This is a genomic window from Chitinimonas arctica (assembly GCF_007431345.1).
GTDB classification, from domain to species: domain Bacteria; phylum Pseudomonadota; class Gammaproteobacteria; order Burkholderiales; family Chitinimonadaceae; genus Chitinimonas; species Chitinimonas arctica.
Genome location: NZ_CP041730.1, coordinates 2593787 through 2610305 on the forward strand (window position 1 = coordinate 2593787; position 16519 = coordinate 2610305).

Genomic DNA, 16519 nt, shown 5'->3' on the forward strand with positions numbered 1-16519 from the left:
AAACTGACTTGCTGACTTATCGAAATCTTGCCCAGGCCGACTATACGAGTCTGGTGTCCCGCTTTATCAAGCTTACCGAAAGCTTGCATCAAACGGCCGTCAATATCGGCGACAGCAAGGCCACCATCGGATACGGGTACACGTTCAATCGAAATAATAACGTAGCGATTTGGACCACTTCCGGCATCCAGCTGACGGCTGCGCAATGGCAGGTCCTCAGAAATATCGATGCTGCCTCGAACGGGCAGAAGACCACGGTTGCGCTGACGTTCAACAGGACTTTGACCGCGGCGGAAGGTGACCTTTTGCTCGCCGCTGCCCTGCCAATTTTCGAAGCACCCGCCGACGCGCTGGGCATGCCCATGTCGTACGAGAAGGCTGCATTTGTCTCGGTGATGTACAACCGCGGGCAAAATCGCGCCATGCCCGACTTTGCCAGCGCGATTACCGCGGCAAACCGGGCCGAAGCCTGGTTTCAACTTCGCTATAACGCGCTCGGCGCCACGGCGGCAACATTCAGAAATGGCGTTGCCAAACGGCGTTTTGTCGAAGCCGAGGTGTTTGGCTTGTCCGACGCTGGAGCAGGTGCGCCGTCTACCGCCGAAGCCCAGCAGATCTACTCGATGCTGACCAAGCATCGCGCGGCGATCGTGGCCTATGAAGCGCTTTACGGGGCACCCGCCGATGGTACCCGTGCCGCGCGAAACATGATTGCGGAAGCGGGCACGGATGGCACGCTGACGGCAATCGCCACGCCTCGGACCCTGGTGGATTCGCTTAGCCCTGCGTACTCGGCTTTTATGGGGTGGGCCGACGGCCTCAGGGGCTCGGTGGCACCCGGGATTGATCGCGGCATTATCAGCAACGCCGCCGCCATCTTTTTCCAGGGTAGCGATACCGAGGGCAAAACGCTCGATGCGCGTGTCGACGATGCGCGCAGCGGACAAAGCCTCAATAACAACCTGCTGGTGGGTGGTGCCGGTGCCGATAATCTCTTTGGCGGCAAGGGTAAGGATTATCTGATCGGCGGAGCCGGCACCAATCAGCTTGATGGCGGCGATGACAACGATACCTTGGTCGGAGGCGCCGATACGGACAACATGCAGGGCGGCAAGGGCGAAGACAAGCTATACGGCGGCGACGGCGCCGACGAGATGCATGGCGGCGCCGAGAAGGACACGCTCTATGGCGGCCTGAAAAAGGACATGCTGTATGGCGACGCCGGCGAAGACGAACTTCACGGCGACCAAGAGGGCGACGAGCTGTTCGGCGGCAAAGAGAAGGACAAGCTGTATGGCGACGACGGTGAGGATACCCTTCACGGCGACGAAGGCAATGACGAACTATATGGCGGCAAGGACAAGGACACCCTCCATGGCGATGCCGGTGATGATTCCCTGTTCGGCGAAGCCGGCGACGACGAAATCCATGGCGGCAAGGACAAGGACAAGCTGACCGGCGATATCGGCAACGATACCTTGTTTGGCGACGACGGCGTGGACACCTTGTTCGGCGGAAATGACAAGGATGAGCTACGTGGCGGTAAGGACAAGGATGAGCTTTACGGCGAGCAAGGCAACGACACGCTATATGGCGACGAAGGCAACGACACGCTCGATGGGGGTGCCGGCATGGATACCTTGGAGGGCGGCGCCGACGACGATGAACTGAAAGGTGGCCTGGAGCGCGATATCCTCAAGGGCGACAAAGGTGCCGACACGTTGTACGGCGGCGATGGCAGGGATGCGCTCGAAGGGGGGGAGAACGACGACAAGCTGTACGGGGAGGTTGGCAACGACTGGCTCGAAGGCGGTGCCGGCAAGGACCGGATGGAAGGTGGCGCCGGCAACGACGTTTATGTAGCCGACAAGGACGACACCATCAGCGACGAGGATGGCAGCGGATCGGTACGCCTGGATCAAAGTGTCTTGACGGGCGGTAGCCGCAAGAAATCCGATCCCGAGAACATCTACAAGAGTAGCGATGGGCGCTTCACCTACACCCTGGCGGGCTCGACGCTGAAGGTCAATGGCTTGACCATCGAGAACTTCGCCAACGGCCGCTTGGGCATCAATCTGCGCACCGAGGAAGATAAGCCGCCCAAGCCCCCCAAGCCGGATATCCGCCCGCCGGAAAAGATCACATCCCCGATCGTGCTCGACCTCGACGGCGATGGCGTGGAAACGACCGCGCTGGGCGGGGCCTATTTCGACTTCGATGGTGATGGCTTCAGCGAAAAAACCAGTTGGGCCAGCCCGGACGATGGCTTGCTGGTCAACGATATCAATGGCGACGGCCTGATCAGCACCGGCAGGGAGCTGTTCGGCAACAACACCTTGCTGAAAAACGGCCAGCTTGCCGCCAACGGCTTCCAGGCCCTGGCCGAGCAGGACGACAACGGTGATGGCGTCATCGATGCCACGGATGCGGCCTACGGCACCCTGCGCGTCTGGCAGGACCTCAACGGCAATGGCCTGAGCGAAGCCGACGAACTGAAGACCCTGGCCGAAGCCGGCGTCAAATCCATCAGTACGGCCTATGCCAACTCCGACAAGATCGATGCGAACGGCAATGCCCACAAGCAGACTGCCGGTATCGAACTCAGCAATGGCCAGGCCTCGACAGCGGCCGACGTGTGGTTCCAGGTCGACGGCAGCGAACGCATAGACAACGGCCTGGTCGAGTTGTCCGACGAGGTGCTGGAGATGGCGAATGCCCGTGGCTTCGGCGACGTGCATGATCTGCGGCAAGCCATGGTGCTAGACAGCGGTCTGAAGGGCCTGCTGGAGCAATACCTGGCCGAGTCCGACAGTACCAAGCGCAGCGGTTTGCTTGACCTGCTGATCTATCGCTGGACCGGTTCGGCCAATGTCGATCCGAGGAGCCGCGACCCGCGGGCCTACTATGGTCACGTCATGGACGCCCGTCAGTTGGTCGCGCTGGAGCATCTGACCGCTTCTTCCTACCTGGGCACCTGGTGCTGGGGCGAGCGCGATCCCAATCCGCATGGTGCAGCCGCACCGTTGCTGATCGCCGAATACCTCAAGTTCAAGCGCTACACCAATGCGCAATTGCTGGTGCAGACCGAGTTCGCCCCGGAGTTCAAGGAGCTGCTCCCTTACTTCGGTTCCTACTCCGACGGCATCATCTGCAATTGGGACAAGCTGGAGGCGACCTGCGAGTCGCTGTACCAGGCCGGTCGCTCGGAACGGATATTGTCCCTCATCACCATATTGAATGACCTGGGCACATATTCCGGTACCTATGAACTGGAAAAACTGGCGCAGTTCAAGCAGATCGCCTTGACCAACGCCGATCTGGCACCCTACTTCGACGTCACGAACATCGTGGGCTCGACCGCCGACGATACTTTGTTCGGTGTAAACGAAGGTAGCCGCTTCTATGCCCAGGAAGGCAACGATCGCCTGTATGGTCAGCGGAGCAGCGATACCTACCATCTCGGCAAGGGCCACGGTGCGGATACCGTGCTCGACGCGGGCGGCATCGACCAAATCGTATTCGGCAGCGGCATCGCCCAAACGGACCTGGTCCTGTCCCGCAATATCTCCACGGTCTGGATCAAGATCAAGAACGCAGATGGCGTTATTGCGGCCTCGGTACAGTTGGACAATTTCTTTGACTTCGACGGTGTGGTAAGCAGCGGCGCTATCGAAAAATTCGTGTTTGCCGACCATAGCAGCCTGGAACTGCCACAAATCCTGGCCATTCTGAATGCATCCGCCGCATCGGCCGGCGATGACATGATATTCGGCAGTCCCACCAACGATAGCCTGGCGGGCCTGGCCGGCAACGACTCGCTGCAGGGTTTGCGCGGCGACGACCAGTTGTCCGGCAATGAAGGCAACGATCTGCTCGGTGGCGATGATGGCGATGATCTGCTCGATGGCGGTGCCGGCAACGACACCTTGATCGGCGGGCGTGGCAACGACACCTACCTGTTCTCGGCAGGCCACGGCAACGACGAAATCAAGAATTCAGCGATCGGCGGCAGCTCGCTGGACATTGTCCGCTTCGATGCAAGCGTTTCCAAGGACACGCTGCAAGTCAGCCGCACCGGCGCTGATCTAATAATCAAGACCAGTGCCAGCGACAGCATCAAGGTTGCAGACTTCTTCAGCGCCAGCGATCTTGGCTCGGCTGCTCTTGAACAGATCGTGTTCGCCGATGGCACCGTGTGGGAGATTGCCGATATCAAGCGTCTGGTGACGCAGGGCGGTGCCGGCAACGACTCGATCGTCGGCTATGACAGCAATGATCAACTGAATGGCTTTGGTGGCGCCGACACGCTCCTCGGTAATGACGGCGACGATATCCTGTCGGGCGCCGAGGGCGCCGATAGTGTCCGTGGCGGTGAAGGCAACGATGTGCTGTTTGGCGGCGCGGATGGCGATAAGCTGGTCGGCGACGATGGTAATGACACGCTGGATGGCGGAGATGGCGGCGACCTGATGACCGCCGGGCTCGGCGACGACAGCCTGATCGGCGGCATCGGCGATGACATGCTGCATGGCGAGTCGGGCCGTGACACGCTGGTAGCCGGCGATGGCGATGACCTGCTGTTTGGCGACGTCGGCGACGATTTCCTTGCCGGCGGCAAAGGCACCGACAAGCTCGACGGTGGACGCGGCGCCAACAGCTATCTGTTTGCCAAGGGCGATGGCGTGGATACCATCGTCGATGGCTATGAAGGCCAGATCACCATTTACTTGGCCGATCTGCCGCTAGACGAATTGATTTTCCGCCGTGACGGCAACAATCTGACCGTGGGCTTCAACGGCAGCCCCACCGATCTGCTGGCGCTAAGCGGTTTCTTCTCGGGTGAAACACCGCGGTCCGGTATCCGCATCAGCCATCAAAACGGAGACGAGCAGCTGTTGGACCCCGCACAGTTGCTGCTGCGGACGCTGGATGGAACGGAAGGCAACGACACCATCCATGCCTTCTCGTCCGACGACAAGATCCTGGTACGGGGCGGCGATGACCTCGTCAATGCGGGTGCCGGCAACGACACCGTCGAGGGTGGAGCCGGCAATGACCGTATCCACGCCGGCGAGGGTAACGATCTGCTCGACGGTGGCGATGGCGACGATGCGCTGTATGCAGAGGCCGGTGACGACAGCCTGCATGGCGGCCTAGGCAATGACAGCCTCTACGGCTACGACGGCGCCGATCTGCTGAACGGCGGTGTAGGCGACGACCTGCTGGATGGGGGCGCCGGCGATGACCAGCTCGATGGCGGCGAGGGGCGCGATACGCTGAACGGCGGCTACGGTGCAAACCGGCTCGATAGCGGCGCCGGCGACGACCTTGTCTCGGCCGGCGACGGCGACGATACGATCAACAGCGGTGAAGGCAATGACACCGTGACCGCCGGTGCCGGCGTAAACCGACTCGATGGTGGTGCAGGCGACGACCGGATCTCGGCCTACGATGGCGCCGACACGATTATCGGCGGCACGGGCAACGACACCATCGATGCGGGCAATGGCAACAACCAGCTCGATGGTGGCGCGGGCGACAACAAGGTCACCAGTGGCGGCGGCAACGACACCCTGCTGGCCGGCGAGGGGCATGACCTGCTGCAGGCAGGCGCGGGCGACGATCTGATCGATGCCGGCCAGGGCAACGACACAGTGGAAGGCGGCGATGGCGACGACCAGTACACGTTCGCCGCCGGCGCCGGAACCGATCTGCTGCGCGACACCGGCGGCGCCGATAAGATCGTGCTCAGCGGCGTCAATCCGCAAGATCTGCTGTTGCGCCGCGATGGCCAGGATCTGCTGATCACGAATCTGCTGACCGGCGACCAGCTCCGTATCGAGGCACAGTTCTCGACCATCGCCAATATGCCGAGCACCAACGGAGTGGAAAGCCTGCAGTTCGGCGAGGGTACCGTCTGGGACTATGACGCGATCAAGCTGCAAGCGATCAAGACTGGCGATGGCGCGGACGTCGTCTTTGCCCATGCCGAAGATGAACAGATAGACGGACAGGCCGGCGACGACCAGCTCTACGGTCAAGACGGTAACGACGAGTTGAGCGGCGGCCTGGGCGGCGATCTGCTCGATGGCGGCAGGGGTAATGACCACCTGCATGGCGGCGCCGGTGCGGATACATTGTATGGCCGGGACGACAACGATCTGATGTATGGCGGGGAGGATACCGACCTGCTCGACGGCGGCAGTGGCAACGACACCCTTCAGGGCGGGACAGGCGCCGATACGTTGCTCGGCGATGGTGACGACGACCAGCTCAGCGGCGACGAAGGCAATGACAGCTTGGCTGGCGACTGGGGCAATGACCAGCTGGCGGGGGGGGGCGATGAGGACACGCTATCCGGTGGCGACGGTAGCGACACCTTGTCCGGCGATACCGGCAACGACCTGCTGCAAGGCGACAGCGAAGACGACCGGCTCGACGGTGGTGAAGGCAACGACACCCTGTTTGGCAACAGCGGCGCCGACACCCTGCTGGGTGGCGCCGGCGACGACGAGCTGACCGCCTCCGACGACGTCTGGCAGCGCGATGGCAACACCTTGGAAGGTGGTGCCGGCAACGACACCCTGTACGGCTCCTACGGCGACGACACCTATGTGTTCAACCTGGGCGACGGCAAGGATCTGTTGATCGAAACGCGCCATGACCAGGCTTTCAACAATATCGATGCCTCGCAGGACACCCTGGTATTCGGCGCCGGCATCGTCCTGGCCGATATGGGCTTCTTCCGCATCGGCAGCGATCTGATCATCCGCCATAGCAATGGCGCGGACGAAATCACCGTGCAGAACTGGTTCGGCAATATCGCCACCGACCATTTCAAGCTCGACAGCGTGGTCTTCGATGGCGGCACCACGCTGGATATCGACGCGCTCGAAGCCCGCGTGATCACCTTGGGTAGCGCCGAAGCCGAAACCCTGATGGGCTACCGTGGCAATGCCGACGATATCCGCGCCGGCGCCGGCAACGACAAGGTGTTCGGCTTCAGCGGCGACGACAAGCTGTATGGCGAAGACGGCGACGACACCGTGATGGGCGGCAATGGCATCGCCGGCCAGACCGGCGACGATAGCCTGTACGGCGGTGCCGGCCGCGATAACCTGTTCGGCGAAGACGGCAACGACGTCCTGATGGGCGAGGCCGGCAACGACTACCTCGACGGCGGGCTGGGCGACGACCTGCTACGCGGCGGTGCCGACCAAGACCAACTGACGGGCGCAGCCGGCAACGACAGCCTGTTCGGCGAAGCGGGCGACGACAAGTACACCTACCAGCCGGGCCAGGGCCAGGACGTGATCGACAACAGCGGTGGCGGCAATGACGGCCTGTTCTTCGGCGTCAGCCCCGAGCGGATCGGTTTCAGCCGCGACGGCGACGACCTGCTGGTGTCGGTGGACAAGGATCCTAGCCAGTCGGTGCGGGTGATCAAGCACTTCCTCGGTGGCGACTACGCCATCGATTACGTGCAACCATCCAGCGGCTTTATGCTGGACACCGTCCGCATCAACCAGATCGTCGCCGCCGCCGAGTTCGGCGGCCGCTACGACACGGTGATCGACGGCGCCGCCACGGCCGACCAGCTGAACGGCACCAGCGGCAAGGACCTGATCCGCGGCTTCGCCGGCAAGGACAAGCTGTTCGGCATGGAAGGCAACGATATGCTGCAAGCCGGCGACGGCGATGACTACCTCGACGGCGGGGCCGGCAACGACAGCCTGGAAGGCGGCGCCAACGACGACCAGCTGAGCGGCGGCGAAGGCGACGACCAACTGCAGGCCGGTGCCGGCAACGACAAGTACGTCTTCACCGGCAACTGGGGCAAGGACGTGATCGACAATGCCGGCGGCGGCAGCGACTGGCTGTTCTTCTCCGAACTGGAAAAGGCCCAGCTGAGCTTCAAGCAGGAAGGCCAGGACCTGCTCATCGGCGTGGTGGGCGATGCCAACCGCACGGTACGGGTACTGAACCACTTCAGCGGTGGCGCAGCGGCCATTGCCTATGTGCAACCGAAGAGCGGCAACGCCCTGTCGGCAGCCGATATCGCCACCTTGCTAGGCGGCGGTAGCGGCGGTGGCACCATCACCGGTACGGCCGGCAACGACAATCTGTCGGGCACCGCCCAAGCCGACCTGATGGCCGGCGGCAACGGCAACGACACCCTGTTCGGCCAGGCCGGCAACGACACGGTGCGCGGTGAAGTCGGCGACGACTACCTCGACGGCGGCGCCGGTAACGACAGCCTGGAAGGCGGTACCGGCAAGGACCAATTGACCGGCGGCGAAGGCGACGACCGACTGCTGGGCGGCAGCGAAGACGACAAGTACGTCTTCACCGGCAACTGGGGCAAGGACGTCATCGACAATACCGGCGGCGGCAGCGACTGGCTGTTCTTCTCCGAACTGGAAAAAGCCCAGCTGAGCTTCAAGCAGGAAGGCCAGGACCTCGTCATCGGCGTGGTGGGCGATGCCAACCGCACGGTACGGGTGCTGAACCACTTCAGTGGTGGCGCAGCGGCCATCGCCTATCTGCAACCGAAGAGCGGCAACGCCCTGTCGGCGGCCGATATCGCCCGACTCCTGCCGGTCGATCCGAATCCGCCTACGCCCGGTACCGGCGGCAGCGGCCCGGCCAACCCGGCCGACTTCAACCAGGTCAAGGACGGCACCGCCAATGCCGACCAACTGAGCGGCGCGAGCGGCAAGGACCTGCTGCGCGGCCTGGGTGGTGACGACCAGCTGTTCGGCGGTGCCGGCAATGACCGTCTGGAAGGCGGCGATGGCAACGACTACCTGTCCGGCGGCTACGGCAGCGGCAATAGCGGCGACGACCTGCTGATCGGTGGGGCCGGCGACGACCAGTTGAACGGCGAAGACGGCAACGACCGGCTGGAAGGGGGCGCGGGCAACGACAGCTATGTGTTCGACGGCGCCTCGCAAGACGTCATCGACAACAGCGGCGGCGGCAGCGACGGCCTCTTCCTGGCCGACGGCATCGGCGCCGCCCGCCTCAGCTTCCAGCGCGACGGCGACGACCTGCTGGTGGTGGTGGACAAGCAGCTCACGACGTCCCTCCGCGTGCTCAAGCACTTCAAGGGCGGCGAGATGGCCATTGCCTATGTGCAGCCCAGCGGCGGCAATATGTTCACCGCCGCGACCATCGCGCAGATGGTGGCCGCGCAAACCATCCCGGGCGGCTACGAGACCCTGCAGGACGGCGACGCCAACGGCAACAAGCTGACCGGCGCGGCAAGCCGCGACCTGCTGCGCGGCCTGGGCGGCGACGACACCCTGTTCGGCGGGCTGGGCAACGACCGGCTGGAAGGCGGCGACGGCAATGACTACCTATCGGGTGGTTACGGCAATGTCGCCAACACCGGCGACGATATCCTGGTCGGCGGCGCCGGCAGCGACACCCTCAACGGCGAAGATGGCAAAGACCGGCTGGAAGGCGAAGCCGGCAATGACTTCTATATGCTGGCCAAGGGTGCCGGCGCCGACGTCATCAAGGACTTCGACGCCACCGCCAACAACAGCGACACGGTGCAGTTCAAGGACGTGAAGTCGACCGAAGTGACGGCGGTGCAAAAGGCCGGCGTCAACCTGGTGCTGAAGTACGGCGCGACCGACCAGCTGACGGTGGAGAACTACTTCGACGCCACCAATGCGGTCGCCTACCGGGTGGAACGGTTCACCTTCAGCGACAGCGTGGTCTGGACCAACACCCAGATCCAGGCCAAGGCGGTCACGGTGGCGGGCTTGCAAGCCGCCGCGCTGCCACGGCCGCCGATGGTGGAGACGGTGTCGGTGGACCAGCAGCTGGCCAGCCTGGTCAGCGCCATGGCGGGTTTCTCGCCGATGGATGCGGCCCAATGGCAGCAGACCGTGCCGGGGCATGAAATGCATGTGCCGCTGATGACAGCGAATCGCTTGATGTAAGACAGCAACGAAGCAAATGAGCCCGGACCAAAAGTTGGTCCGGGTTTTTTAATCTGCGCTAGGAATTAAATGATTTCGGCCACCCCTCGAATATAGCCAAAAGGTTGTCGGACAAAGGCGTGTCGAAATCTTCGGCAATTCGGATTTTTCCTTTCAGGGCACCAGGCTTCCTGACAGGTTTTCCAGCCTGCACCGAGACAGGTTTAGCAGTAGGTTTACCTGCTTTTGCAGTCATGCTTTCCAATTGTATAGTTGCTTCGGTGGGTTCTTGGCCCGACGTCTCGACTTCAGGCGAAGTATCTGCACAAGCTAACCGGGCGTGTCCCGCCCTTAGAATATTGATCGCGTCGACTAGTGTGGTGTACCTGAAATAGCATTAATTAATAACTTTGCCTGCACGAGCAATGGCCTCAAGGATTGAATCTGCGCTTTTGCGCCATACAAAGGGCTTCGGGTTGGTGTTGTGGATGTCCAAGTAGTGGCGGATTGACTGCTCTAGATCGGCGACGCTGCTGTGGGCACTACGCTTGATCCACTTCTCACTGATTTGTGAGAAAAAACGCTCCACAAGGTTGAGCCAGGAGGCCGAAGTTGGCGTGAAGTGCAGATGGTAGCGTGGCCTGCTGGCGAACCAGGCACGCACCTTCTCCGTCTTGTGCGTCCCGTAATTGTCCATGATCAGGTGGATATCCAGGTCTGCCGGTACGCTTGCGTCGATGGTATTGAGGAACTGCAGAAATTCGACGCTCCGGTGGCGACGTTTGAGTTGGCCAATGACCTTGCCAGTGGCCACATCCAGAGCTGCGAACAGCGAAGTCGTCCCGTGCCGCTTGTAATCGTGTGTCCGGGTTTCTGCTTTGCCGAACGTAAGCGGAAGTGAAGGCTGCGTTCTATCCAGTGCCTGAATCTGGCTCTTCTCATCCACGCAGAGCACCAAGGCACGATCCGGCGGGGCGAGGTACAAGCCCACCACATCGCGGACCTTATCGACAAAATTCGGATCGGTGGAAAACTTGAACGTCTCCAGCCGATGGGGCTTGAGCCCGAACGCGTGCCAAATGCGCTGCACTGTGGACGCCGACACGCCTGTTGCCTTGCTCATCGTGCGCACGCTCCAGTGCGTCGCGTCAGTAGGCTTACTGTTCCGGACACGATCAATCACCGCCTGAACGTGTTCGTCTAGCACCGTGCGAGGCCGCCCCGACCTCGGTGCATCGGTCAGCCCTGCCAGACCATACGACTCGTACCGACGACGCCACCTTGAGACGGTCTGCGCAGTGGTATCCAGCCGCTTCGCGATCTCTTTGCCTCCTTCGCCGTCAGCACAACTGAGCACAATCTGAATTCGTAGCTTCTCATCGGCCGGCGCCTTGCGCAGCGCCAAACGTGCATTCAGCTCTCTGCGCTGCTCTTCGGATAGTTCCAGCTTCTTGATCGGGCGGCCCGTTCTGGTCATCGTCATAGTCTCCATGAGCTATTGAACTACGACAATTATACCAAATATTTAATTAATTCTACTTTTGAGACGCCACACTAGATCAGCGACATCACAGGATATGGGAATGAATCTGCTGGACGCCGGCTTTCGCTTTTTTACAGTTGCTGTTGAATTTCACCTTGCGGCTCATCGCCCGCTGCGCGACGCAAGGTGGTTTCATACCATTTGAAGCTGTTGAGCGACGCGTTGCATGGCGGGAGTTATACGCTTGGTCCAGAGGTGGAGCGGACGGCGTTTTCATATTGCCGCAAAGGCTAGCCACCGCTCCACTTCCTCCCGCTGCTGCGCCAAACTCCCCAAGATGGCTTCGACCGCATCCGCCCCAGCCACGAAGCGCAGCGGCGGTTCGGCTTCCTCCGCCAATTTCAGCAGGGCTGCCGCCAATTTGGCAGGATCGCCGGGTTGGTGGTGGTTGTAGCGGTCGAAGGTAGTGCGAATATTGGCGGATGCCTGGGCATAGTCCGCGATCGCGTGGCTGCCGTAACGCACCGAACTGGCATCCAGAAAATCGGTACGGACAAAGCCCGGTTCGACCAAGGTGAGGTGGATACCGAAGGGCGCCAATTCGGCTGCCAGCGATTCGCTATAGCCCTCCACGGCGAACTTGCTGGCGCAGTAGATCGAGGCGCCCGCAAAGCCCAGCACGCCGCCCATCGAGGAGAAGTTGAACACCCGGCCGCTACGTTGCCGCCGCATGACCGGCAATACCGCGCGGCAGACATGCATCGTGCCGAAAACATTGGTGGCGAACTGCCGCTCGATCGCGTCGGCATCGACTTCCTCGAACAAGCCCAGTTGGCCGTAGCCGGCATTGTTCACCAGCACATCGATGCGCCCGAAGCGATCAAGGGCAGCCGCCACGGCGGCGTGTGCCTGGTCCGCCTGGGTAACGTCCAGTTCCAATGCCAGGGTCTGCCCGCCGAATTCGGCGAAAACCTTGTCGAGTTGGGCGCGATTGCGACCGGTAGCGACCAGTTGGTCGCCATTGGCCAGGACGGCCCGGGCGATTTCGGCGCCGATGCCGCGTCCGGCACCGGTAATGAACCAGGTCTTGCTCATGATGATTTCCTCTCGTGGGAATGAAGCCGGTTACAGGATGCGGCCATGGTAGAGAGCAGGGGCATCGCTGCGAATGCCTGGAACTAGGCCAGGTATTGCCTATTCCTATTGGAGACATTGCCAGTTCGGTCGGCCCGTGCCTAAATGGCTGCCTGATCGTCCAAGCCCGAAAAGTACATGGCCTCCCCACCCACCACGCCGGTCGATATCCAGCAATGTATGAGGGGCTTGATCGCGCGGCTGGCTCCCACCGAGGGGTATACCTTGACCGCCTTGGACGGCGTGCGCCTGCTGCGGATGAACCGGTCACTGGCGCGTATGCCGGTGCTGTATGAGCCGGGTATCTGTTTTATCTGCCAGGGGAGCAAGCGCGGCTTTCTCGCGGGTGAGGTCTACCGCTACGATGCGCACCACTACCTGGTGCTGTCGGTGCCCATGCCCTTCGCCAGCGAGGCGGATGCCAGCCCGGAAGCGCCACTGCTGGGCATCGCCCTTTCCATCGATCCGGCCCAGGTGGCCGAACTGGCCCTGGTATTGGATGAGCAGGCCTATGTGGGCGACGCGCTACCGAAGCCGATGCTGTCGACACCGCTGGACGAGCGGATGGGCCAGACCTTGCTGAGGCTATTGGAAGCCCTTGCTTCGCCCCTGGAGGCGAAGATCCTCGGGCCGGCCATCCTGCGCGAGATCTACTTCCATGTCCTGACCGGCCAACAGGGCGGCGTCTTGCGCGCCGCCCTGGCGCAGGGCGGCCATTTCGGGCGGATCGCCAAGGCCCTGCGGCGCATCCATGCCGACTACCACGGTCGCCTGGATGTCGGCAGCCTGGCCCGTGATGCCGGCATGAGCGTGTCGGCTTTCCATGCCCATTTCCGCCAGGTGACCAGCAGCACGCCTATCCAGTACCTGAAGGCGACCCGCCTGCACCAGGCCAGGCTATTGATGATACGGAGCGGGATGACCGCAGCGGCGGCCTCGGCAAAAGTGGGCTACGAAAGCACCTCGCAGTTCAGCCGCGAGTTCAAGCGCCTGTTCGGTCGCAGTCCCGGGGCCGAAGCGGTGCAGATGAAGCAGGCCCTGGCATTAAGCGCAGCGCCTCGGGCGGTTTAATTATTGTCGTCCGAAGATTTGAATTGATAGCTACTTTTAAGCTCGTCGATCTTGCCTTTATTGTTCAGCAGGAATTGTTTGAATTTCTCGATGATGGCCGGATGCTTGCTCGACGAGAAGCACCAAAACCCCGAGGCATGCGGCAGGTCCGGGTCATAGACGACCGGCGCTTGCTCGTATTTCTTGATCTGCGACCAATAGTAGCGGGCGATCCGCGTATTCATGTAGGCGCCATCCACGCGGTCCGCCACCAGCTTTTGATAGAGCGAATCGTATTGCAGCGTTTCTTCCAGGCGCATCGAGCCGGTGCTCATCAATTGCTGGTACGGATAGGGCGTGAATCCCAAGGGCACGCCCAGGATCTTCAAGCGCGCGAGGCCTTTGCCCTTGTTCTCCGGCCGGACCAGTACCCCATCGGTGAACTCCAGCATGGGCGCATAGCTGATCTTCAGGTTCTTCTTCAGGTCCGCCACCCAATTGGGATTGTCCGGAAAGGCGAAATCCAGCTTGCCCTGGGTAAAAAGCCGGTCGCGCCGCTTCAGCGGATAGACCTCGTACTTGAAGGTATAGCCATGCTGTTTCGCAAAGGCATCCAGGATATCCTTGCCCAAGCCGCTGTAGATATTGTCCTGGTAGGCGGAATAGGGAAGGAAATTGGGGTAGTCCTCCACGCCTACCGTGAACGTCTTGTCATCCGCCAAGGCCGCGACATGGAAGCAGGCCAGCAGGGTGGCGGTCAAAAGTCGTGGCGTGCGCATGGCGGACCTTTCTGCGGCGGCGTTCCCGGGCTGCCGCCCGCTGTAGGTATAGCCGATATTCCAGCCGGCTACCCCGCCATGGCCCGCTGCAGGCCAAGCACGAAACGCACCCCGTCCTCATCGTTGTGGGCGGTGATGGTGCCACCCATCTTGGCCATATAGGTCTTGGCCACGAACAAGCCCTGGCCACGGCTGCCGTTGGCGCCGGCCTCGGCCTGGTCGGATACGCCGTACTCGAAGATCTTGTCGATCAGGTCGTCTGGAATGGCCTGGCCGACATTGTGGATGGCCACGCTGACCGTGGTTTCGCTGGCGGTCAGCGTAATGGTGATCAGCGTATCGGGCGGACGGTAGCGGTCGGCATTGCGCAGCACATGGGTGACCACGTCCTCCAATGGGTACTCGTCCGCCCTGACCAGCACAGGGCTGGGCGCCCGCTCATACGATACGCCCGCGATGCCCACGCAGGCTGCGTTGCCGGCAATATTGCGGAGGAATTCATCCAGATCCAGTGCCTGTACCGCCAGGGTGGTCGATTGGAAGGCTTCGCTGGGGCTGGCGCTGCCGTACAGGATGCGGATGGCCTGCTGCATGCGGTCGATATAGCGGCGGCTGGGGTCGTCCTCGCTGCCGTGCAGCACCAGCAAGGACTGCAGCGGCGACATGATCTCGTGGCCGACGGCGTGCCACATGTCTTTCTCCTGCTCGGCCCGGATACCTTCGCGCTCGGCATCCTCCTTGACCCGCCGCAACAGGTCGTTGAGGCAGTTCGCCAGGATGCCCAGCTCGTCGCTGCCGCGCAGGTCGGCCAGGTCGAATTCGGCCAGGCCGTGGGTGGTCTTGACCGTTTTCGACAGCTGCTTGGCGCGTTTCGTCAGCCTGGCGATAGGGCGGATGATGCCGATCTCGATGATCAGCCAGGCCAGGCCGATGGCCAGCAACATGGCGCCGACGAACCAGGAAAGCCGCGTTGCGACCGCGCTCAGCCGCTTGTTGACGCTACGGGCATCGCCTTGCAACCGGACAGTGTAATTGCCCATCGGCGTGGCGATCTCGTCACTCAGTGCAATGGGAGCCTCATAGCGCTCCACCGGTAAATAGCGGATCAGCCGGGTGAGCAGCGGCGAGCTGATCTCACCCGCCGCGCTATCGCTGCCGGATAGCCGCAATATCTCGGCGCTGCCTGTTCCGGCCGCCTTGCCGATCAGCAAGGTTTCACCGGGCAGCAGCAGAGGGCGTAGATCGGCCAGTGAAAACGGCGCGATCGCGCCAGCGGCATTGCTATCGAACAGGGCCGCGCCGTCGCCGGCGGGCAAGACTTCGACGCGTACCTTGATCTGGTCGAGGTCGGCCGGCGGCCATACCGGCTTTGCCTTTTGGAACAGGGCATCACGCAGCACCTCGACCGGCAAACGCAGCGAGAAGAACGATCGTCGCTCGCAGTCCGCGTTTTCCGGCTCGTCCTTGTCCAGGCATTGGCCACTCTGCCAGACCCAGCCGCGAAACTCCTTCACCGGCCGCTCACCGGTGTAGTCGCGGCCGCCGATATCCACATAGCCGGTCAGCCGGCCCCGGATGCCTTCCCGCCTGGGGTTGCCCTGCACGGTCAATGGCTCGAAAGGGGCGATCCAGCGATAGGTCTGACCGCGCAACGCCACTTCGACCCGCAGCCGGTGGGCGCTGTCCAGCCATTCATCGCCGATGCGGTGCGCCAGCAAGGTGGTGCTGGCGAAGGTGCCGGCGGCATAGATAAAGCCACCGGCCCAGGGATTGTTGCCGATGGCGACGCAGAGGCTGCCGTAATGCTTGTATTGGACCAGGCAGCCGGCCATTTCCACCGCGTTGCGGACCTTGGTCTGATCGTCGAAATCGATGGCGGAGTAGGGTAGCAGCACCGGGTGCAGCGGCGTGACCGGACCGCCCGGGCCGGGCGGATTGAGCAGGGCCAGTTGTCCGGTGGGATGGCGCAGTTTGGCGGCGATCTGCTCCTTGGTCTTGCCGAAACCGGACTGGTAGTTGTCGTAGCTACGCTGTTTTTCTTCCTGCAGCACATAGACGGCCATGGCGAGGGTGGCCAAGGCCAACAGCAAAAAGGCACTACGGAACAATAGCCTGAGGCGGAAGGAGGCCAGCCAGGCCAT

7 protein-coding genes are annotated in these 16519 nt (G+C 62.0%); 2 read left to right on the forward strand and 5 right to left on the reverse strand.

Translation table 11 applies throughout. From position 1 onward, the window contains the following. The first annotated feature begins 8 nt into the window (after positions 1–8). Positions 9–9953 carry an SPM autocatalytic domain-containing protein gene (locus tag FNU76_RS25020; protein WP_144278384.1) on the forward strand — a complete coding sequence of 3315 codons (9945 nt, stop codon included), beginning with the start codon at positions 9–11 and terminating at the stop codon, positions 9951–9953. Positions 9954–10011: 58 nt separating this feature from the next. Here FNU76_RS25020 and FNU76_RS11805 read toward each other — a convergent pair whose 3' ends face one another. The 3 genes from FNU76_RS11805 to FNU76_RS11820 form a co-directional block, all read right to left on the reverse strand. Beyond that, positions 10012–10188 carry a type II toxin-antitoxin system Phd/YefM family antitoxin gene (locus FNU76_RS11805; RefSeq protein WP_144278385.1) on the reverse strand — a complete coding sequence of 59 codons (177 nt, stop codon included), beginning with the start codon at positions 10186–10188 and terminating at the stop codon, positions 10012–10014. A gap of 141 nt (positions 10189–10329) precedes the next feature. After that, complete coding sequence (locus FNU76_RS11810) at positions 10330–11409, reverse strand: IS630 family transposase (protein ID WP_144280546.1); 1080 nt, start codon at positions 11407–11409, stop codon at positions 10330–10332. A gap of 279 nt (positions 11410–11688) precedes the next feature. Then, a complete protein-coding gene (locus tag FNU76_RS11820; RefSeq protein WP_144278386.1) occupies positions 11689–12510 on the reverse strand; it encodes an oxidoreductase in 822 nt (273 codons plus the stop codon). Positions 12511–12687: 177 nt separating this feature from the next. On the opposite strand from FNU76_RS11820, the gene FNU76_RS11825 reads away from it, so the two are divergent. Then, positions 12688–13620, forward strand: coding sequence for an AraC family transcriptional regulator (locus FNU76_RS11825; RefSeq protein ID WP_223879318.1), 933 nt, complete (start codon positions 12688–12690; stop codon positions 13618–13620). Here FNU76_RS11825 and FNU76_RS11830 read toward each other — a convergent pair. Both FNU76_RS11830 and FNU76_RS11835 read right to left on the reverse strand, forming a co-directional pair. After that, positions 13617–14378, reverse strand: a complete 762-nt coding sequence (locus tag FNU76_RS11830) for a substrate-binding periplasmic protein (RefSeq protein WP_144278387.1) — start codon at positions 14376–14378, stop codon at positions 13617–13619. The two genes, FNU76_RS11825 and FNU76_RS11830, sit on opposite strands and share 4 nt — an antisense overlap. 68 nt (positions 14379–14446) lie before the next feature. After that, positions 14447–16519, reverse strand: coding sequence for a sensor histidine kinase (locus tag FNU76_RS11835; RefSeq protein WP_144278388.1), 2073 nt, complete (start codon positions 16517–16519; stop codon positions 14447–14449).